The organism is Corallococcus exiguus, from assembly GCF_009909105.1.
Taxonomy (GTDB): Bacteria; Myxococcota; Myxococcia; order Myxococcales; family Myxococcaceae; genus Corallococcus; species Corallococcus exiguus.
The window spans coordinates 597,848-617,238 of record NZ_JAAAPK010000005.1 but is presented as its reverse complement, the minus strand read 5'-3'; the positions used below and the strand labels follow the sequence as shown (position 1 = coordinate 617,238).

The 19,391-nt window shown below is 70.1% G+C and carries 20 protein-coding genes and 1 pseudogene; 12 read left to right on the top strand and 9 right to left on the bottom strand.

Features of this window, described 5'->3' with window-relative positions; all coding sequences use genetic code 11:
• The first annotated feature begins 29 nt into the window (after window positions 1-29).
• Entirely contained in the window at window positions 30-1,409 is a 1,380-nt protein-coding gene (locus GTZ93_RS22735) for an SMI1/KNR4 family protein (protein ID WP_161662980.1), read from the top strand.
• Between the two features lie 102 nt (window positions 1,410-1,511).
• Here the strand turns inward: GTZ93_RS22735 and GTZ93_RS22730 are convergent, their stop codons facing one another.
• Window positions 1,512-1,787 carry a hypothetical protein gene (locus GTZ93_RS22730; RefSeq protein WP_120577195.1) on the bottom strand — a complete coding sequence of 92 codons (276 nt, stop codon included), beginning with the start codon at window positions 1,785-1,787 and terminating at the stop codon, window positions 1,512-1,514.
• 114 nt (window positions 1,788-1,901) lie between these two features.
• A complete protein-coding gene (locus tag GTZ93_RS22725) occupies window positions 1,902-2,549 on the bottom strand; it encodes a SanA/YdcF family protein (RefSeq protein WP_169822710.1) in 648 nt (215 codons plus the stop codon).
• Between the two features lie 272 nt (window positions 2,550-2,821).
• On the opposite strand from GTZ93_RS22725, the gene atpG reads away from it, so the two are divergent.
• The 10 genes from atpG to GTZ93_RS22675 all read left to right on the top strand — a co-directional run bounded on the left by atpG (window position 2,822) and on the right by GTZ93_RS22675 (window position 11,895).
• Window positions 2,822-3,718, top strand: a complete 897-nt coding sequence (gene atpG / locus GTZ93_RS22720) for an ATP synthase F1 subunit gamma (RefSeq protein ID WP_139923897.1) — start codon at window positions 2,822-2,824, stop codon at window positions 3,716-3,718.
• A gap of 341 nt (window positions 3,719-4,059) precedes the next feature.
• Entirely contained in the window at window positions 4,060-5,505 is a 1,446-nt protein-coding gene (gene atpD / locus GTZ93_RS22715) for a F0F1 ATP synthase subunit beta (protein WP_139923687.1), read from the top strand.
• 7 nt (window positions 5,506-5,512) lie between these two features.
• Entirely contained in the window at window positions 5,513-6,070 is a 558-nt protein-coding gene (locus tag GTZ93_RS22710) for a hypothetical protein (protein WP_126934398.1), read from the top strand.
• A gap of 29 nt (window positions 6,071-6,099) precedes the next feature.
• The gene (locus GTZ93_RS22705; protein ID WP_120560927.1) at window positions 6,100-6,504 is read left to right on the top strand and encodes a F0F1 ATP synthase subunit epsilon; all 405 of its coding nucleotides are present in this window, start codon (window positions 6,100-6,102) and stop codon (window positions 6,502-6,504) included.
• 141 nt (window positions 6,505-6,645) lie between these two features.
• Window positions 6,646-6,915: a hypothetical protein gene (locus GTZ93_RS22700; protein ID WP_120574798.1), complete on the top strand. Its 270-nt coding sequence runs from the start codon at window positions 6,646-6,648 to the stop codon at window positions 6,913-6,915.
• Window positions 6,916-7,340: 425 nt separating this feature from the next.
• Window positions 7,341-8,372, top strand: coding sequence for an ADP-ribosylglycohydrolase family protein (locus tag GTZ93_RS22695; RefSeq protein WP_120574799.1), 1,032 nt, complete (start codon window positions 7,341-7,343; stop codon window positions 8,370-8,372).
• 211 nt (window positions 8,373-8,583) lie between these two features.
• Window positions 8,584-8,988, top strand: coding sequence for a phage holin family protein (locus GTZ93_RS22690; RefSeq protein ID WP_120574800.1), 405 nt, complete (start codon window positions 8,584-8,586; stop codon window positions 8,986-8,988).
• Entirely contained in the window at window positions 8,985-9,482 is a 498-nt protein-coding gene (locus GTZ93_RS22685; protein ID WP_139917653.1) for a hypothetical protein, read from the top strand. The genes GTZ93_RS22690 and GTZ93_RS22685 overlap by 4 nt, the downstream gene beginning before the upstream one ends.
• Before the next feature lie 36 nt (window positions 9,483-9,518).
• On the top strand, window positions 9,519-10,865 hold the full coding sequence (locus GTZ93_RS22680) for a cytochrome ubiquinol oxidase subunit I (protein ID WP_276528794.1): 1,347 nt from the start codon (window positions 9,519-9,521) through the stop codon (window positions 10,863-10,865).
• Window positions 10,855-11,895: a cytochrome d ubiquinol oxidase subunit II gene (locus GTZ93_RS22675; protein ID WP_139917649.1), complete on the top strand. Its 1,041-nt coding sequence runs from the start codon at window positions 10,855-10,857 to the stop codon at window positions 11,893-11,895. Before GTZ93_RS22680 ends, GTZ93_RS22675 begins: the two co-directional genes overlap by 11 nt.
• Here the strand turns inward: GTZ93_RS22675 and GTZ93_RS22670 are convergent.
• The 7 genes from GTZ93_RS22670 to GTZ93_RS22640 all read right to left on the bottom strand — a co-directional run bounded on the left by GTZ93_RS22670 (window position 11,885) and on the right by GTZ93_RS22640 (window position 18,481).
• Window positions 11,885-12,412, bottom strand: a complete 528-nt coding sequence (locus GTZ93_RS22670; protein WP_169820748.1) for a hypothetical protein — start codon at window positions 12,410-12,412, stop codon at window positions 11,885-11,887. The genes GTZ93_RS22675 and GTZ93_RS22670 overlap by 11 nt on opposite strands.
• Before the next feature lie 42 nt (window positions 12,413-12,454).
• Window positions 12,455-13,225, bottom strand: coding sequence for an SDR family NAD(P)-dependent oxidoreductase (locus GTZ93_RS22665; RefSeq protein WP_139917647.1), 771 nt, complete (start codon window positions 13,223-13,225; stop codon window positions 12,455-12,457).
• A gap of 56 nt (window positions 13,226-13,281) precedes the next feature.
• Window positions 13,282-13,863, bottom strand: a complete 582-nt coding sequence (locus GTZ93_RS22660) for an SAM-dependent methyltransferase (protein ID WP_139917645.1) — start codon at window positions 13,861-13,863, stop codon at window positions 13,282-13,284.
• A gap of 120 nt (window positions 13,864-13,983) precedes the next feature.
• Complete coding sequence (locus GTZ93_RS22655) at window positions 13,984-14,883, bottom strand: hypothetical protein (RefSeq protein WP_161662979.1); 900 nt, start codon at window positions 14,881-14,883, stop codon at window positions 13,984-13,986.
• A gap of 279 nt (window positions 14,884-15,162) precedes the next feature.
• The gene (locus GTZ93_RS22650) at window positions 15,163-16,752 is read right to left on the bottom strand and encodes a glucose-6-phosphate isomerase (protein WP_139917641.1); all 1,590 of its coding nucleotides are present in this window, start codon (window positions 16,750-16,752) and stop codon (window positions 15,163-15,165) included.
• 170 nt (window positions 16,753-16,922) lie between these two features.
• Window positions 16,923-17,822 carry a sterol desaturase family protein gene (locus GTZ93_RS22645; RefSeq protein WP_120598326.1) on the bottom strand — a complete coding sequence of 300 codons (900 nt, stop codon included), beginning with the start codon at window positions 17,820-17,822 and terminating at the stop codon, window positions 16,923-16,925.
• A 20-nt stretch (window positions 17,823-17,842) separates the two neighbouring features.
• Window positions 17,843-18,481, bottom strand: coding sequence for a TetR/AcrR family transcriptional regulator (locus tag GTZ93_RS22640; RefSeq protein WP_139917640.1), 639 nt, complete (start codon window positions 18,479-18,481; stop codon window positions 17,843-17,845).
• Between the two features lie 380 nt (window positions 18,482-18,861).
• Here GTZ93_RS22640 and GTZ93_RS42900 point away from each other — a divergent pair.
• Window positions 18,862-19,266, top strand: a pseudogene (locus GTZ93_RS42900) (M23 family metallopeptidase); the annotation flags it as partial.
• Window positions 19,267-19,391 lie beyond the last annotated feature (125 nt).

Genomic DNA, 19,391 nt, shown 5'->3' with positions numbered 1-19,391 from the left:
CTGGTGGCTGTCGATGTCGTGGAGGGGTCATGCACGAGTGGTTGGAGGCACTGCGCAAGTCGGCGAAGGCGACCTCGGTGGGTGTGCAGGTGGAGGAGGTCCGCCGCGCGGAGACGGAGTGCGGCGTCCCGTTCCCCGAGGACCTGTCGGACCTGTACCAGGCGCTCAACGGCGGTGAGTTCCAGGGTGAGGTGCGGCTGTTCCCGTTGCGTGGCGACGAGGGGGAGCCCAGCGTCCTGGAGAAGACCCGCCTGATGGTGGTGGGTCTGCCGGCCGCGGGCGTGTGGCGCTTCGGGCTGAAGGGGGCGCACCGGCACCTGTTCGTCGCGCGCAAGTCCGCGATGGAGGAGCAGGGGGATGGCGGTGGGCCGCTGCCCGGCTGGGTGGACGCGCTGGACGGGGACACCTGGGTCTTCGGCACCTGGGACGGAGAGAAGAAGGAGATGCGGCTGTACCGCGCGCTCAAGGACATGCTCGAGGTGCTGATTCCGCCCGTGGAAGAGGTGGAGAGCTTCGGGGAGCGGACCTTCGCGCGCGCCATGAACGCCGTGCTCCAGGGCGCGCTGTCCGGTGCGGCCGCGCAGGCGGAGGAGGACGAGGAGGCTCCCGCTGGCCGTGGCGGCGACTACTCGAGCGCCCTGGCCGCCCTGGCCCGTGACGCGGGCGAGGACGAGGAGGAGGAGCTCGAAGCCGCGGAGTCCGCCGACGAGGAGGCCGAGGTGTCCAGCGAGGAGGAGCTGGAGGCGGAACTGGCCGAGGACACCGGTGAGGAGGAGGCCGAGCCCGCCGAACAGGAGGAGCTGTTCGAGGAGCCCGAGCCCAAGCGCCCCGCCGTGAAGAAGGCCCGCCGCGAGAAGGCTGTCACCGAGACGCCGTCCGCCCTCGCGAAGAAGTCCACGGGCAAGGCCGCCACGAAGAAGGCCGAAGCCGCCGAGGCGGAGGCGCCGACCGAAGCCGTCTCCACCAGGGCGGGAGCGCGCAAGGCGGTTGGCAAGAAGGCCGCCGCGAAGAAGGCCGCGCCTGCACGTGGGGCCGCGAAGAAGGCCACGGGCAAGGCCACCGCGAAGAAGGCCGCGCCCGCGCGTGGGGCCGGGAAGAAGGGCGCCACCGCGAAGAAGGCCGCCGCGAAGAAGGCTGCCACCGCGAAGAAGGCCACGGGCAAGGCTGCCGCGAAGAAGGGCGCCGTGAAGAAGGGTGCTATCCCGAAGAAGGGCGCCACCGCGAAGAAGGGCGCCGTGAAGAAGGGTGCTGTCCCGAAGAAGGGCGCTACCGCGAAGAAGGCCGCCGCGAAGAAGGGGGCTGCCCCGGAGAAGGGGGCCGCCGCCAAGAAGGGCGCATCCACGCGCGGGGCCGCCAAGAAGGCTACGGGCAAGGCCGCCGCGAAGAAGTCCTCGCGCCGTCGGTCCTGAGCCGCACGGGGCCTCCCTCGGAGGCCCCGCCTGAAAACAAGGGGCGCGTCCCATGTCCGGGACGCGCCCTGTTTTTACGCCGCACCCGCCTGCTGGACCCGGCTACCCCTCGGGCAGCAGGTCTGGCGACTGGGCGCGCGGGCCGGGTTCGTCGGGCTGCGCGGTCAGCTCGCGCTCCTCTTCCTCCTCATCCCCCCGGCCGAAGCGCTGGATCTGATCCGGCAGGATGTCCCGCGCGTCCGCCTCCTCCTCCATGGGGGGCGACAGCGCCAGGTCCTGGTCCGTGATGTTGATCTCATCCTCTCCGGTGTCCGGGTTCCGGTGGCGCAGCGAGGTGGACTCGCCCACATCCTCGTCTCCGAGCTTGTTGAACTTCATGGGGTCTCCTCGACAGGGACGGTTGAGAAAAGCTTCCGTGTCCCCACGAAAATGGGCCCCCCGGACGCGAGCGGCAATGGACGCCGCCCGCCTGCCTGGCGGGCCCGGCCCCCGTCAGCGGGGAGCCGTCGGCGGCTGGCCGTCAGTGCTGCCGGGCTTCACCTCCAGCAGCACCATCCCCAGCGCCAGCACCCGGGAGAGCGTCTCGCGCACCGTGTAGCGCCAGGGAGTCGCCCGTCCCTCGTCCGCCGCCACGCCCCACGCGTCGATGCCCACCGAGTTGGCGATGAAGAGCGCCCGCGACAGGTGGAAGCGCTGCGTGACGAGCACCGCCCGGTTCGCGCCGAACACCGAGTGCGCCCGCAAGCAGCTGTCGTAGGTGGACAGCCCCGCCTCGTCCCCCACCACCGCGTCCTCTGGCACCCCGTGCTCCAGCAGGTAGCGCCGCATGGCCCGCGTCTCGTTGTGGAAGGGCGCGGAGTTGTCCCCGCTCACCAGCAGCGACCGCACCTTGCCCTGCCGCCAGAGCGCGATGGCCGCGTCCAGCCGCTGCGCCAGCACCGGAGAGGGCACCGCGCCCGGCGCCAGCCCCGCCCCGAACACCAGGGCCACGGGGGCCTCCGGCGCGACCGCCAGCGGCACGATGCGGCCCTGGTAGCGCAGGCGCACGAAGTGGGACAGACCCAGCAGGACGGCCAGGGCCAGCCCGAGCAGCCCCAGGCCCCTGCGTACCCACACCCTGGTCGTGCCGCCAGCCTTCATGGACCCCGCGGAACAGTCGGAAGGGGCCATTCTCTTCCGGCGCCCCCCGGTCGGAAAGCACCACTCGCGACCCTCTGCCGGGAACTGGTCACGCCCGCCCGGCCTCCGGACGGCTGTGGCGGCGGGCTTTGGAGGCCGGCAGGGGGGCTACGTCCGGGCACCCCGCCGTTGACCGGCCCCCGCCCCGCCTATATAGGGGGCCCGCCGTCCCTCATGGCCAGCCCGGGCTGTCACGGGGCGCGCGCCGCACGTCTCAGAGGAGTTTCCGGTCCATGGCGTCCCTTCGCGACATCCGCAAGCGCATCCGCTCGGTGAAGAACACGCGGCAGATCACCAAGGCCATGAAGATGGTCTCCGCCGCGAAGCTCCGGAAGGCGCAGGACGCCATCCTCGCCGCCCGCCCGTACGCGCAGACGCTGGAGCAGATCATCTCCGAGCTGGCCGTGCGCTCCGCCGACCAGGAACTGGCGCACCCGCTGCTCGCCACCCGCCCCATCCGCCGCGTGGAGCTGCTGCTCCTCACGTCCGACCGCGGCCTCGCCGGCGGCTTCAACTCCAACGTCATCCGCCGCGCCAACCGCTACCTGTACGAGAACAGCAATCTCCAGGTGCGCGTCTCCACGGTGGGCCGCAAGGGCAACGACTTCTTCCGCAACCGCGGCCAGTCCATCCGCAAGGACTTCGCCGGCCTGTACGCGACGCTGAACTACCGCTCCGCCGCCAACGTCGCGGAAGAGCTGTCCGCCGCCTTCCTCAACGACGAGGTCGACGCGGTCTACGTCGTCTACAACGAGTTCGTCTCCGCCATCACCCAGAACGTGGTCGTGTCGCAGCTGCTGCCCCTGCAGCCCGCCACGGCGAAGGCCGCCGCCACGCCCACCCCGGAGACCGTGGCCGCCGCGCCCGCCCTGGTAGACTTCAAGTACGAGCCGTCCCGCCAGGCCGTGCTGGACCGGCTGGTGCCCCAGGCGGTGAACATCAAGCTGTACCGGGCGCTGCTGGAGAGCGTGGCGAGCGAGCAGGGCGCGCGCATGAGCGCCATGGAGAACGCCACCAACAACGCCACGGACATGATCTCCAGCTACACCCTGCTCTACAACCGCACCCGCCAGGCGGTCATCACCAAGGAACTCATGGAGATCGTCTCCGGCGCCGAGGCCCTCAAGTAGCCCGCCTCCCGTCCGGCCGTCCCCCGGCTCCAGACTCAAGGGCCCGATGCTTCGCGCTCCCACGAGCGACCGGAGCACGGGCCCTTCGTATTTTCAGCCCCCCACTCAGCCCCCCCACTCAGGCCCCCACCGGGCAGGCGGGACAGAGGGAAACAGCAAGGGACTGGCGTGCGGGACACCGCTCCGCTAAGCGGGACTTACGTGCGCGGACCCGGGAGGCTTGACCCTGCCGGGCACCCCCCGGTAAAGGGGGCCCGCCCACACCCCTCTTCGGGGTTCGATTTCCTGACGGGCGGCGGCGCCCCGGCCGCTCGCCACACGAGACAAGGCAGAGGAGTCCCATGAGCGCTCAAGTCCCGACGACTGGCAAGATCACGCAGGTTCTCGGCCCCGTGGTCGACGTGGAGTTCCCGCCCGGCGGGCTCCCTGAGGTGTACGCCGCCCTCAAGCTGACCAACCCCAACCTGGGCGCGGAGAAGGACAACCTCACCATCGAGGTGGCGCAGCACCTGGGCGAGAACACCGTGCGCTGCATCGCCATGGACTCCACCGAGGGCCTGGGCCGTGGCATGCCGGTGCGCAGCACGGGCGCCCCCATCCAGGTGCCGGTGGGCAAGGCCACCCTGGGCCGCATCATGAACGTCACCGGCGAGCCGGTGGACGAAATGGGCCCGGTGAACGCCACCGAGTACTGGCCCATCCACCGCGCGCCCCCGCCGTTCACGGAGCAGGACGTGCGCGTGCAGATGTTCGAGACCGGCATCAAGGTCATTGACCTGCTCGCCCCCTACACCCGTGGCGGCAAGATCGGCCTGTTCGGCGGCGCCGGCGTGGGCAAGACGGTGCTCCTGCAGGAGCTCATCCGCAACGTGGCCGTGGAGCGCGGCGGCTTCTCCGTGTTCGCCGGCGTCGGTGAGCGCACCCGCGAAGGCAACGACCTGTACCACGAGATGCAGGAGACCAAGGTCATCCAGACCGACAACCTGGAGAAGAGCCAGGCGGTCCTCGTGTACGGCCAGATGAACGAGCCGCCCGGCGCCCGCGCCCGCGTGGCCCTCTCCGCGCTGACCATGGCGGAGTACTTCCGCGACGTGGAGGGCCGTGACGTGCTCCTCTTCGTGGACAACATCTTCCGCTTCACCCAGGCCGGCTCGGAAGTGTCCGCCCTCCTGGGCCGCATCCCCAGCGCGGTGGGTTACCAGCCCACGCTCGCCACGGAGATGGGCGGCCTGCAGGAGCGCATCACCTCCACCACCAAGGGCTCCATCACCTCCGTGCAGGCCATCTACGTGCCCGCGGACGACCTGACGGACCCGGCCCCCGCCACCGCGTTCGCCCACCTGGACGCGACCACGGTGCTCAACCGCTCCATCGCGGAGCTCGCCATCTTCCCCGCCGTGGACCCGCTGGACTCCACCAGCCGCATCCTGTCCGCGGACGTGCTGGGCGCCGAGCACTACGCCGTGGCCCGCCGCATCCAGGGCATCCTGCAGCGTTACAAGGAGCTCCAGGACATCATCGCCATCCTCGGCATGGACGAGCTCTCCGAAGAGGACAAGCTGTCCGTGGCGCGCGCCCGCAAGATCCAGCGCTTCCTGTCCCAGCCGTTCTTCGTGGCCAAGGTCTTCACGGGCCTGGACGGCCGCTACGTGGCGCTGAAGGACACCATCCGCAGCTTCAAGGAGATCGCGGAAGGCAAGCACGACGAGCTCCCGGAGTCCGCCTTCTACATGGTGGGCGCCATCGAAGAGGCTCAGGAGAAGGCCCGCAAGCTGGCGGCGGCGTAAGACTCCCATGCGCCTGACCGTCGCGCTCGCCCTGCTCGTCTGTGGTGCCGCGCCTTCCGCCCTGGCGGAGGAGCGCGGCAGCCGGGCACGGGTGAGCGCGAATGGCCTCTACAGCGTCCGCTCGGTGGACGTGGGCGTGGGGAAGTGCCGGCTGGAGGTGCTCAAGGAGAGCGGGCCCCACTGGTCGGCGGACGTGTGCGTGGGGACGGTGGATGACCTCTACTTCGCGTCCAACGACGGGGAGAAGGTCTGGGTGGTGTACCCGCTGGTGGAGAAGGGCAAGCCGCTCCCCAGCAAGGGCAAGAAGAAGGCGAAGGGCCAGAGCCTGGCGTGGGCGCGGGTGATGGTGGCCGCCCAGTTCGACCGCACGGGGCAGAAGCTCCAGGAGCGGCGGCTGACGGAGCTGATGACGACGAAGCAGCTGTCGGAAGTGCGGCAGCTGGCCCACCACCTCAAGTGGCTGGAGGGCACGCTGGGCATCCCGGGCAGGGGCCCGCGCCTGACGGACGCCGGGGTGGTGGAGTTCGAGCCGGTGGGCGTGAAGACCCAGCGGCTGACTTTCTGATGCGGTAGTGCGGTAGCACGAGGACCTTCATGGCCAAGCTGACTGTCGAGATCGTCACCCCCGAGAAGCGCATCCTGTCCGTGCAGGCCGACGAGGCCATCGTGCCGGGCGGAGAGGGCCTGTTCGGCGTGCGTCCCGGCCACACGCCGTTCCTGTCGCTGGTGGAGCCGGGCACGCTCACCCTCATCGAGGCGGGCAAGCAGGACCGCTACTTCGTGGCCGGAGGCTTCGTGGAGGTGAGCAACGACAAGGTGCTGGTGCTGGCGGACGCCGCCGAGCACGTCAACGGCATCGACGTCGCGGGTGCCCGCCGCCGCATGGAAGAGGCGCAGGCGCGCCTCAAGGACCTGAACGCCGCGGACGCGCGCTACGCGCTGGAGCAGGCCGCGGTGCGCCGCGAGGCCGCGCGCATCAGCGCCTCCGAGTCCCGCTAAGGGGCTCACCCGCGCGCCCCTTCCTTGGGCGCGCGTGCGGTACCGGAAGGGTGGTGCTCCGAATCCCCCAAGGACGTGGGGACCGGCGCTCCACCCTTTTCGCGTTCCGGGGCTTGGACGAAGCATGATGCGGCTCAAGCCATGAGCACGCCCGAGTCGCCCGTCCTGGAGCTGTTCCACCGCATCGCGGATCCGCCGTCCGCCACCGCGCGCCGCTTCGTCACGGACCACGCGCTGGAGGACCGCGTGCGCTTCCGCAACCTCACCTACGAAGAGGTGGAGAAGGACTGGCGCGAGCGCGGCGGCCACACGTCCCCCGCGCTGTGGGACGGCTCACGGCTGCACCAGGGCGCGGAGGCCGTGGTGGCGCGGCTGATGGCGGTGGTGAACCTGGGCCGTGACGACGCGTGATCCGCGCGCCCACGCTCGTGCGTCGCTTGGATGAAGTGAAGTCGCACACGTCAAGGTGAACACCTGAGCCCGTGGGCAGCGCACGCGCACGAGGCCACCCGTGCGTCCCTTTCGGTCCATGCGCAGCATTCGAAGTTGGACATGCACGCGTGCTCGCGCGTTTCAACAGGCCCGCCTGCTTGCTGAAACGCAGCGGGATGCGATAGCTACCGCGCCCCCGGTTGCGCCGTGGTTGCGGCGGAGGAGGCGGACAGTGGCGACGCGCGTGGTGCAATCCAGCGGGACCTTTCTTGTCCAGCGCTCCACCGCAGCCACTCCGTGCACGTCAAGGCCCCATGATCGATCCGCCATCGCGTCGCGCACCATCGCAGCGTTCATCTCGGTGCTCGTCCTTGGCTGAGGCTCGGGTAATCTCTGCTCCTCCGATGCCGCTGACTCCCGCAGACCGCCAGGACCGTTTTCATGCGGCATTCCTGGGGCTCGCCATCGGGGATGCGCTCGGCTTTCCGCTGAGGGGCATCCCCCCGGCGAGCCTGGCGCGGCTGCCCGGCCTGGCGGAGGACTTCGCGCCCCGGCCGCGCGGCAAGTTCGCCAAGGGCCAGTTCAGCGACGACACGCAGCTGCTGCTCGCGGCCGCGGAGAGCGTCATCCGCGAGGGCAAGGTGGATGGCCGCAGCGCGGCGCTGCACCTGGCGTGGCTGTGGCAGGAGGGCATCATCCTCCAGCCGCCGCGCAGCCTGTCGGAATCGTTGCAGCGCCTTGCGAGCGGCACGCCGTGGATGAGCGCGGGCGCGCCCCTGGGCACCCGGTGCCCGTCGGTGCTCAGCCGCGCGCTGGTGGTGGGCCTCTTCGAAAGCGGTCAGCGCGCGCGTCTGCCGCACGACGCGGGTGTGCTCACCGTCATCACGCACAAGGACCCGGTCTGCGCCGCCGCCGCCGCCGCGTTCGCGCAGGCCGTGGCGCTGGGCATGGAGCAGGAGGCCCTCACCCCCGCGGCCTTCTGCGAGGCCCTGGCGCTGTCCGCCGCCGTGCACGACAAGAACCTGGCGGAGGAGATCCGCCACCTGCCGCGCCTGCTCACCTGGGACACCCAGCGCGCGCTCAACCAGCTGCGCAAGGTGGGCGTGCCCCCCAGCGAGCTGAAGGGCGTGGACGGCCTGCCGTGCCACGTGGTGCCGGTGCTGCTCACGTCGCTGTACGCGACGCTGAAGGTGCCGCACGACTTCCGCGAGGCCGTGGTCCTCACGCTGCGCTGTGGCGGCGAAGCGGACGTGGCCGCGGCCCTCACCGGCGCCCTGCTGGGCGCGCACCTGGGCACCCGCGCCATCCCGGCCCGCCTGCGCAAGCAGGTGCTGTACGCGGAGAACCTGCTGGACACCGCGGACCGCCTGTTCCGGGCCCGCCAGGTGCGCGAGACGCTGGCCACGGCCATCGCGCATCAGAAGAGCCGCCGCTAGTCGCCTGGCCCCGGCCGACCCTGTCGGCCCCGCCCGGCCCGCCCGGGAGGGTGGGGGCACCAGGCAGGCAGCCGGACGTGAATGGGGTGTGCGGCGGGACTTCTCCCACACACCCTTCCTGACCACCTTGAGGGACAGACCGGGGCAGCCGGGACGCCAGGCAGGCGTTCGGCGGTGGTGCCCTGGAAGTCATCCTGTCGGAGGCACGGTCGTGGACCTCGAATCAGAACGCCTGGAGCGCAGCCAACTGGAGACGCTCTCCACCCCCGAACTCATCCGGCACGCGCTGTCGGAGACCCGCCTGTTGGTGAAGGCGGAGGTGATGCACGCCAAGAAGGAGCTGAAGCAGGAGCTGCAGGCGGCCAAGCTGGCGGGCATCTTCCTGGGCGCCGGAGCCGTGCTGGCCCTCACGTCACTGGCGGTGCTTTTCGTCGCGCTGGGCCTGGCGCTGCCCCTGGGGGCCGCCGTGGGCGTGCTCATCGTGGGCGCGGTGCTGCTGGCCGTGGCCGGCCTCCTCCTGTTCCTGGGCACGAAGCGGATCCCCAAGAAGCCGCTGGTCCACACCCAGGAGCGCTTGAAGACGGACCTTCAAATGACCCGGGAGACGCTGCAATGAGCCAGGCACCCGAGACCGAAGCGCACGTCGACCATGCCATCACCAAGCGCATGGGCGACCGAGAGCAGGTGGAGCAGACCGCGGACCGCATCCGCGACGAGCTGTTGCTCACCCTGGAGGAACTGGACCGCCGGCGCACCCGCGCCACGGACGTGCGCTACCACGTCAACCAGAACAAGGACCTGCTCATCACCGTGGGCGCAGCCGCCCTGGTGGCGGTGGGCCTGGGCGTGGGCTTCGCCATCTACCGCGCCCGCCACCACGACGAGCGCGTGCGCCGCATGCGCCGCAAGGCCCTGGAGCGTGCCTGGGCCCACCCGGACCGCGTGGCCACCAGCATCGAGGACAAGCCGCTGGGCGCGGAGCTGGGCCGCAAGGTGGTGATGATCTTCGCCACCTCGCTCGCCACCGCCGTGGCCCGCAACTCCATCCAGACCCTGGTGCCCTCGCGGGCCATCGCCAAGGTGCCTGCGGACAAAGATAAGAAATCCTGAATGCGCAAAATGCGCGCATAAAGCAAACTGATGTCCATGACGGACCTGCTCTATGCGCGCGCGCAGATGGGGCTCTCGCTCGCGTTCCACATCGTGTTCGCGGCGGCCGGCGTGGCGTTGCCGGTGTTGATGGTGTTGAGCGACCTGAAGCACCGGCGCACGGGGGACGCGGACTACCGGAAGCTCAGCGAGAAGCTGGCCAAGGGCACCGCCATCCTGTTCGCGGTGGGCGCGGTGAGCGGGACGGTGCTCTCGTTCGAGCTGGGCCTGCTGTGGCCGGAGTTCATGGGTCGCTACGGCGAAGTGATTGGCCTGCCCTTCAGCCTGGAGGGCGTGGCCTTCTTCACCGAGGCCATCTTCCTGGGCATCTACCTGTACGGCCGCGAGCGCGTGTCGCCGGGCCTGCACCTCTTCAGCGGCGTGATGGTGGCGGTGAGCGGCGCGGCGAGCGCGTTCTTCGTCACGCTGGTGAACACGTTCATGAACAACCCGTCCGGCTTCACGCCCACGCCGTCGGGGCCCACGGACGTGCAGCCGCTGGTGGCCATGTTCAGCCCCGGCTGGCAGTACCAGACGGCCCACGTGCTGCTGTCCTGCTATCAGGCCAGCGCGTTCGCGATGGCGGGCATCCACGCCTTCATCCTGCTGAAGCACCCCGGCGCTGGGTTCCACAAGAAGGCGCTGTCCATCGCGCTGCCGCTCGCGTGCGTCACCGCGCTCGCGCAACCGCTGGTGGGGGATTTGTCCGCGAAGCACGTGGCGCGCGAGCAGCCGGTGAAGCTGGCCGCGATGGAGGCGCACTTCCACACGGAGGCGGGTGCGCCCCTGAAGGTAGGCGGATGGCCGGACGTGGAGACGGGCACGGTGCCGGGCGCCATCGACCTGCCAAAGGGACTCTCCATCCTGGCGTTCGCGGATCCCGACGCGGTGGTGAAGGGGCTGGAGGAGTTCCCCCGCGACACCTGGCCGCCGGTGCCCAAGGTCCACATGGCCTTCCAGGTGATGGTGGGCACGGGCAGCCTGATGGCGCTGCTCGCGCTGGCCACGCTGTGGCGCAGGTGGCGGGGCCGCGAGTGGCCGCACGGCAAGGCGATGATGCGCGCGTGGCTCTGGGCAGGACCGCTGGGGCTGGTGGCGCTGGAGGCGGGGTGGCTCGTCACGGAGTGGGGCCGGCAACCGTGGATCGTCCGGGACGTGATGCGCACGGGCGAGGCGGTGACGCCGGTGCCGCACCTGGCCGCGCCGTTCTTCACCTTCACGGCGGTGTACCTGTTCCTCGGGGTGACGGTGCTCTTCGTGCTCTGGCGGCAGGTGGCGGGCACGCTGCCCGGGTCCAAGACGCCCGGCGCGCCCGCGGATGGCGAGGTGTCCCATGCCCATTGAGACGACGGCGTTGGGGTTCGCGGTGGCGGGTACGTTCGTGCTGTACGCGCTCCTGGGCGGGGCGGACTTCGGCGGCGGGGTGTGGGACCTGCTGGCGCGCGGGCCTCGCAAGGCGGAGCAGCGCGCGCTCATCGCCCGCGCCATCGGCCCGGTGTGGGAGGTGAACCACGTCTGGCTCATCGTGGGGCTGGTGCTGCTCTTCAGCGGTTTCCCGCGCGCCTTCGCGGCGCTGAGCGTGGCGCTGCACGTGCCCCTGACGCTGCTGGTGCTGGGCATCGTGTTCCGGGGCACGGCGTTCACCTTCCGCGCCTACGACACGCGCGGGGACGCGGTGGAGCGCCGCTGGGGCGTGGTGTTCAGCGTGGCGAGCGTGGTGGCGCCGCTGCTGCTGGGCATGTGCGTGGGCGCGGTGGCCAGCGACGCCATCCGCATGCAGGGGCACGCGGTGGTGAGCGGCTTCTTCGCGTCGTGGCTGTCGCCCTTCGCGCTGTCCGTGGGCGTGCTGACGCTGGGCCTGTTCGCGTTCCTGGCGGCCGTGTACCTCACGCATGAAGCGCCGACGCCGGAGCTGGCGGAGGACTTCCGGCGCCGGGCGCTGGTGACAGGCGGGCTCCTGTTCCCGCTGGCCCTGGCCGCCCTGCTGCTGTCGCGCGAGGGCGCGCCCCGGGTGTGGACGGGCCTGCTACAGACGCCGTTCGCGCTGGCACTGCATGTGGGGACCGCGATGGCGGCGCTGACGGCGTTCGCGCTCCTGTGGACGCGGCGCTTCCGGGCCGCGCGGGTGGCGGCGGCCACGCAGGGCGGGCTCATCGTGCTGGGGTGGGCGGTGTCGCAGGCGCCGTACCTCGTCTATCCGAACCTGACGCTCCAGAGCGCCGCGGCGCAGCCGGTGGTGCAGCGGCTGCTCCTGGTGGCGCTTGGAGTGGGCCTGGTGACGGTGGTGCCGTCGCTGGTGCTGCTGTTCCGCGTCTTCGGTCCCCGGGGCCAGGCTCCCCAGGCTCCCCAGGCTCCGGAGGTGCCTACGACTTGAGCACGGGGAACAGCGGCGGGTGCACGACGCGGGGCTTCTCGTCGCCTCGCGCCACCAGCACGCGGGCCCCTTCGAGCAGGTCCTCCGAGTCCAGGGCCTCCACCACGGTGCGCGCGGCGCTGTCGGCATCCATCACGCGGCAGTGCACGCGCATGACGCCCTCCTCCGTCTCGCCGCCCTCCACCTCGCCGTTGCCCGTCCAGCCGAGCGCGTCCGTGAGCAGCTCCTCCACGGCGCTGCGCTGCTCGAAGTCGTGGCCGGTGCCCTTGCCCTGCACGGCGTACTCGACGAGCAGCACGGCCATGGCGTCCGGTTCGGGCTCGTCGTAGCCGGCGTCCACCAGGGATTCGGCCTCTTGGGCGATGACCATGTCGGGGTCCTCGTCCGGGGGGACGGGAACGGTCTTCTGCTCGCCTCCATCACCGACGGTGCCCCAGTGCACCGTGACGACACCCTCGTGCTCCCAGGCTTCCCAGTAACGGAGGGTGTCGCCGTCCTTCATGTAGAGCTTCAGCAATGCGTTGGCCTCATTCGCGCGGACTCCATACCGCAACCGGGTTCAGTAGGCACGGCCCTGGCCTCCGTCCACGGGGACGGTGGAGCCCGTCACCCACTTCGCCCGCTCCGAGCAGAGGAAGGCGACCACGTCCGCCACCTCCTCGGGCGTGCCGAAGCGGCCCCAGGGAATCTGCTCGCGCACCATCTTGGACACCGCCTCCGGGTCGTGCTGATTGCGCCGGTCCCAGCTGCCGCCAGGGAAGAAGATGGAGCCCGGGGCCACGGCGTTGACGCGGACGCGGTGGGACGCCAGGTCCACGGCCATCTCCTTGGTGAGCGCGATGAGGCCCGCCTTGGCCGCGCTGTAGGGCGCGCTGGTGGCGTACTCGCGGCCGAAGATGGAGCTGATGTGCACGATGCTGCCGCCGCCGCACTGGCGCATCAGCGGCACCGCGCGCTGGCTGCACCACACGGCGGACATCAGGTTGCGCTGGATGACGTCGTTCCACTGCTGGGTGCTGGCCGCGTCGAAGGCGCCCGCGCCGCCGCTGCCGCCCACGTTGTTCACCAGGATGTCCATTGAACCGAAGGCGCGCACCGCGGAGTCCACCGCCAGGTACGCGCCCTCCTGCGTGGCCACGTCCGTGACCACCGTCGCCACCTGGGCGCCCTCGGAGCGCAGCTCCTTCGCGAGGACCTCCAGCGGCTCCGGATTGCGCGCGCACACGCACACCCGGGCGCCTTCCCGCGACAGCACCATGGCGATGGCCCGCCCGATGCCCCGGCTGCTGCCGGTGACGAGCGCCGTCTTTCCCGTGATTCCCAGTTCCATGCCGTCCCTTCTACCGCCAGGCAGGGCCGGGTGGGGGACGGGATTCACCGGGGCGTTCAAAGCCGTTCGAAGATGTCCAGGCGCCAGGTGCCCTCCATCTCGCCGCGCAGATGGCGCAGGCGCCTGGGGGTGAGCCGGCGGAAGGAGTCGTGGACCTCGTGGCCGCTGCCGCGCATGTCGCGCGTCTGGCCGGTCCAGTGCACGAGGACCAGGTGCCCGCCGGGCTCCAGGTGCTCCAGGATGCGCTGCTGCGCGAGGGCCAGCTCCGGGAGGCTCCAGTATGCGCCGCGCCCGGATACGAGGGTGAGGTCGAAGGTCTGCTCGGGGTAGCGCTCCGGCACGTTCATCCGCTGGAAGCGCACGTGCGACAGGTGGCGGCAGCGGTGGATGGCGCGGGCCTGGGCGGAGTCGGAGGTCTCCAGGGAGAGCAGGGCGTCACAGCGCGCCTGGAGCTTCTCCGTGAGCAGGCCGATGGCGCCGCCAATCTCCAGGGCGGAGCGGTAGTGCGCGCGGGGAAGCGATGCCAGGGTGACGTCATCGCGGCTGCGCACGCAGCCGTGCGCGGCGAAGGGCCACGGGTCTTCGGCTTCTTGAGTCGGGAGGGGAGGGGCCAGCAGGAAGGCAGGTGAAGATTTCATCGAGAGGGGTCCTGGAGGATGTCGAATCCTCACGATGGGACCCACTCAAGCCCTCCACATCCCGTGCGCCCGGGGCCGTGAAGGTGTCGACCCTGGGGCAGTCAGAGCGTCGGGTGCTGATCAGCCGCCGCGCCAGGTGTCTGGCTGACAGGACCACGGGAGCTTCTCGCCCCGCCGGTCGCAGTGATAGCCCTCGTCACAAGGGTTGGGCTCGTTCGGGTCGCAGGCCTGGATGCAGTGGTAGCGGTCACAGACCTGTCCTTCGCCGCACGTCGGGTTCGTGGCGGAGCAACGTTGAATGCATTCAGCCCAGACCTTGCCCGGGAACTTCGAGTTCGAGACCACCTCGCATTTGCGGCCCTCGGGACAGAGGGTATCCAGGCAGTTCGGACCATAGATGGATGCGCAGATGGAGGTGCCTTCCGCGAAGGGGACACAGCGTTCCCCCTGAGGGCAGCCGTGCTCCTCACACGTAGGGAGACACGAGGGCTTCGGCTTCACGTCCGCGCAGAAGAATCCCTCCGAACACGTCCCGGGTTGGCCAGGGGTGCAGGCACGAGCGCAGTAGCCATCCCTTCCCACGCACTCGAACTCCGCCCTGCATGCGGAGGTCGCATCAAAAGCGGTCTCCAAGCAGCGCTCCCCCTCCTGGCGAATGCCCACGAGCGCGCAGAGCCTGACCAGGATTCCGCCCGCGCTGGGGACCGGCAGGCTCGTGCATCGTTGCCCTTCGGGGCACTGGCTGTCGGTGGTGCAGGCGCTGTCCGTGCAATAGCGCCGGAAGCGGATGTCGCGGTAACAGACGAGAGGGGCCTCACAGTCGGCCTGCTTCGAGCAGGTGTGGTGATAGGTCACCCGCCGCATCCGCTCGTCGTAGGTCAGCATGGGAACCAGGCCCTCCGCCGGCTCCGGCCTGGGGGTCGCACTGGCTTCCCGCACCTGCTGGAGGACAAAGATCGCGGGAGCCAGGAGCACGAGGCAGGCCACCAGGCTCGCGGGAACGTGCCAGGGCCGCGTCATGAGCCACCACACCGAGTGATGCACTCCTTGCTCGGCTCAGCGTCATCGGGACAGAGCAGCCTGTAATCCTCCTCACTACATATGGATTTTTGGATCAGCTCCAGCGCGTCCTTGTGCGCCGCCCGGTCCAGCTTGCCGTCCGGGCGGTGCACCTCCGGGCATGCCGCCAGCCCGCCCAGGACGCACAGCCACAGCCCCACCGCGTGTGCTCGGCCCATGACGGTCCAGGCTAGCCGTGGCCTGGAACCGTCAGGCATTGCCCTGGCGGGCAATGATTTGTCACACGGACTGGAAGCGGGCCTCCGCCGGACGCGCGCCACCCGAGCGCTTCACGCCGTGGTCGCCGTTCGCGGACAGGTGCTGCAGCAGCTTGAACACCGTCTCCACCTCATCCGCGGCGCCAATGTCCTGCGCCAGCTGATCCGCGGACCGCGCCTCCGCCTTCGCTGCCTTCAGCTTCGAGAGCAGCTTGCCCTGCAGCTCCAGCACGCGCCCCGCGGCCTTCTTGCCCGCCTCCACGCCCGGCTGGTGATAGGCATTGATGTTCACCAGGCTCGCGTAGAGGCCCACCGCGCGCTCGTACAACGCAATCAGCGCTCCCACGGTGCGCGCGCTCACGTCCGGCACGGTGAGCGTCATCGACTCGCGGCCCTTCTCGAACAGCGCTCGGCGCGTGCCCAGCAGGAACCCCAGCAGGTAGTCGCCGCTGGTGTTCTCACCCTCCACCGCCAGGGACTTGCCGTCCCGGTCCTTCAGCACCTCCACGAAGGTGACGAAGAAGTTGTTCACGCCCTCGCGCAGTTGCTGCACGTAGGCGTGCTGATCCGTGGAGCCCTTGTTGCCGTAGACCGCGATGCCCTGGTTCACGACCTTGCCGTCCAGCGACAGCTCCTTGCCCAGGGACTCCATCACCAGCTGCTGGAGGTACTTGGACATCAGCATCAGCCGGTCCTTGTACGGCAGGATGACCATGTCCTTCTGGCCCTTGCCGCCGCCCGCGTGGAACCACATCAGCGCGAGCAGCGCCGCCGGGTTCGCCGCCGCGTCATGCACGCGCGTCGCCGCGTCCATGTCCTTCGCGCCCGCGAGGAAGCCGTCCACGTCCAGCCCCTGCAACCAGGCCGGCAGCAGCCCCACCGCCGACATCACCGACGTGCGCCCGCCAACCCAGTCCCACATGGGGAAGGTGCGCAGCCACTTGTGGCCCTTGGCGTAGTTATCCAATTCGCTGCCGTCGCCCGTCACCGCCACCGCGTGCGCGCCGAAGTCCAGGCCGCGCTGCTTGTAGGCGGCCTCCGCCTCCAGCATGCCGTTGCGCGTCTCCTTGGTGCCGCCGGACTTGCTGATGACCACGGTGAGCGTCTCCGCCAGCCGCTCGCCCAGGCCGTTGAGCACCCGGTCCATTCCGTCCGGGTCCGTGTTGTCCAGGAAGTGCACCTGCATGGCGTCCCGGCCGCTGCCCAGCGCGTCCGCCACCAACTGCGGACCCAGCGCCGAACCGCCGATGCCGACAATCAGCACCTGCGTGAACTTCGCCGCCTTCGCGGGCTTCACCTTGCCCGCGTGCACGTCCTTCGCGAACGCGGCCACCTGGGCCTGCATGTCCGTGATGGCCGTCTTCAGCTCCGCCTCCGGCGCCAGCTCCGGGGCGCGCAGCCAGTAGTGGCCCACGCGGCGCTTCTCATCCGGATTGGCGACGGCGCCCTTCTCCAGGGCGTCCATGGCCTGAAACGCCGCGTCCATGCGCGAGCGCATCCCGTCCAGGAAGTCCGCGCCGAAGTTCATGCGGGAGATGTCCAGCGTGAGCCCCACGGAGGGGACGACGCACAGGTGCCGCTGGTACCGCTCCCACAACTCGCGCTCCGTCATGACCCGACTCCCTTGCAAGGGGCGCCGACCTCATGCGCGGCGCCCGCCAGAACCGTCGCGGCGCACCGTAGCAAGGCCCGCACGGCGCGGACGCAACGATGTCGCGGCCCGCGTTGCCTGGACGTCGCTTCCACCCCCCAAGCTGTCCTCTACCCGGAAGGGCGCGGGCCCTACGGTGCCGAGGGCGCGGCTTCCACGGGCGGGGACTCCGACGGCGGCAGCGCCCCCTTGGGCTTCCAGGCCGGGTTGCGGAAGATGTAGCCCAGCCGCTGGCTCAACGGTCCCGGGCGGGCCGCGTCCCTCGCGATGGCGGCGAACTCGTTGAACGCGATGCGCACCGGGTTGTGCGTGGTGAGGTTCTTCGTCAGCCCGTAGATGGGGCGCTCGGTCTCCGGGACGAACGTGCCGAAGAGGCGGTCCCAGATGATGAGGATGCCCGCGTAGTTCACGTCGATGTAGGCCGCGTTGGAGGCGTGGTGCGCGCGGTGGTGCGACGGCGTGTTGAACAGCCACTCCACGGGGCGCGGCAGCCGGTCGATGGCCTCCGTGTGGATCCAGTACTGGTACAGCAGGCTCACGGCCTGCTGCGTGACGATCATCTCCGGGGAGAAGCCCAGCAGCGCCAGCGGCACCCAGAACACCCAGCCCGTCATCGGCGTCCACGTCTGCCGCAGCGCCGTGGACAGGTTGTAGTGCTGGCTGGAGTGGTGCACCACGTGCGACGCCCAGAAGAGGCGGCTCTCGTGGTGGACGCGGTGGAAGGCGTAGTAGCAGAGGTCTTCCAGGAAGAAGAGCAGCACCCACGCCACCAGCCCGTGGCCCATGCGCAGCGGCGTCAGGTGGTAGAGCGCCGCGTAGCCCGCGAACGCCACGCCCTTCCAGAACACGCTCACCGCCACGTTGCCCAGGCCCATGGAGAGACTGGCGAACGTGTCCTTCCACGTGTGGCCCTTGATGCTCTCGCCGCGCTCCTGCCGCAGCTTGCGCACCCAGAGGGCCTCGGCGATGACGGTGATGACGAACACCGGGATGGCCGGGGTGATGAGGTCGGGGATGTGCGACATGTCCATGGCTGCTGACCTCCTGCGAATCAATCCTTGGGTGCGAACGCGACGCGCATGAAGCGCGCCAGCGTGTCCAACATGCGGCGGTGCGCGGGGTCTGCCGGGCGCGCCGCGCCGCCCACCGCCGCGCCCTGCACCGCGTCCAGCGCCAGCTCCACCACCCCGTCGAAGTCCGGATGCGTGGCGGCCACGTCCGGGAACAGCTCGCGCGCCACGCGGTGCATGTTCTGGCGGTGCGGCCCGTCCACCACCGCCAGCGCCTTCTGCAGCTCCGGCACGGTGCGCGCCGCGACGTAGAGCTCGATGGCGGCCTGCAGCTCCGGCCGCTGGTAGGCGGTCCACAGCATGTCCACCGCCGCCCCCACCCGGTCCTTTCCGGACGGACGCGCTCCCACGCCCGCGAGGAAGTCCTGGATGAGCCGGGGGAAGAGGTGCTCCACCGCCACCGCGAGCAGCTCCTCCTTCGTTTCGAAGTGCGTGAAGAGCGCCCCCTGCGACACCCCCGCCCGCTTCGCCACCTCCACCGTCGTCAGCCGCGCATAGCCCTGCTCCACCAGCGCCTCGATGGTGGCGTCCAGCAGCTTGCGGCGCGTCGACTCGCGGCGCTCCGCCTGCGTGCGGCGCACTGGCGCCTCGACCTTCCTGGGGGCGGACTTCGGGGGCATACCGGGAGGATAACCGTTCACTTAAAAAGTGACCAGTCACTTTGTTGGGGCTGTCCGCGGGCCGACGGGTGATCGCGGGACAGGGGCCTTCCAAAGCCTGCCCGTGGGGCGTTCGAGCAGGCGGGCGTCTGTCTTTACCTCTGGACAGGTGACAGGGATTGGAGCGGCACGGGTTGAGAGGCACCAGGCCTGCCAACCCAGCAGACAGGGAGACAGGCGCTCCTGTGCTTTCGAGACATTTTCCCTCTGGAATGTGGTCAAGGGTCGCCCCCTTGGGACGGAGCGGGGCGCGGCTCGGCTGCTAGTGATCCGTTCGGGACTGAGCGAAAATCACGAGGAAATAGCGCAAGCCCTTGTGCCGGTTGTCCGCCCGCCCCGATATGACCATTACCGCTCTTCTCGTCGGCTCCCTCCTGGCTTCGGCTCCTGTCCTCCCTCCTCCCGCTCAGGCGGCTGCGAACATGCCCGAGGTGGGCGTACCGTTCGCATGTGGTCGCATCTATACGGTGAGCCAGGGTCATGAGACCGGCAGCCACCAGCACAACGACACGTTCGCGTGGGACTTCCGCATGCCGGAAGGCACTCCCATCGTGGCGTCGCACGACGGCGTCGTGCGCATGGCGCGTGGCGACAGCAAGCAGGGCGGGTGCGGCGAGCAGTTCGCGCCGCTGGCCAACTACGTCGTCATCTCGCACGGCGACGGGCTGGAGACGCAGTACCTGCACTTCAGCGCCGTGGTGGTGAAGGCCGGTGAGAAGGTGAAGGAGGGCCAGCTCATCGGCTTCTCCGGCGCGACGGGCTGGGCGTGCGGCGCGCACCTGCACTTCAAGGTCGCCAAGGAGCAGGGCGCCGGGTGGAACAACCCCTCCGTGCCCGCGCGCATCGCGGGCTTTGGCGATCCGGTGCGTGA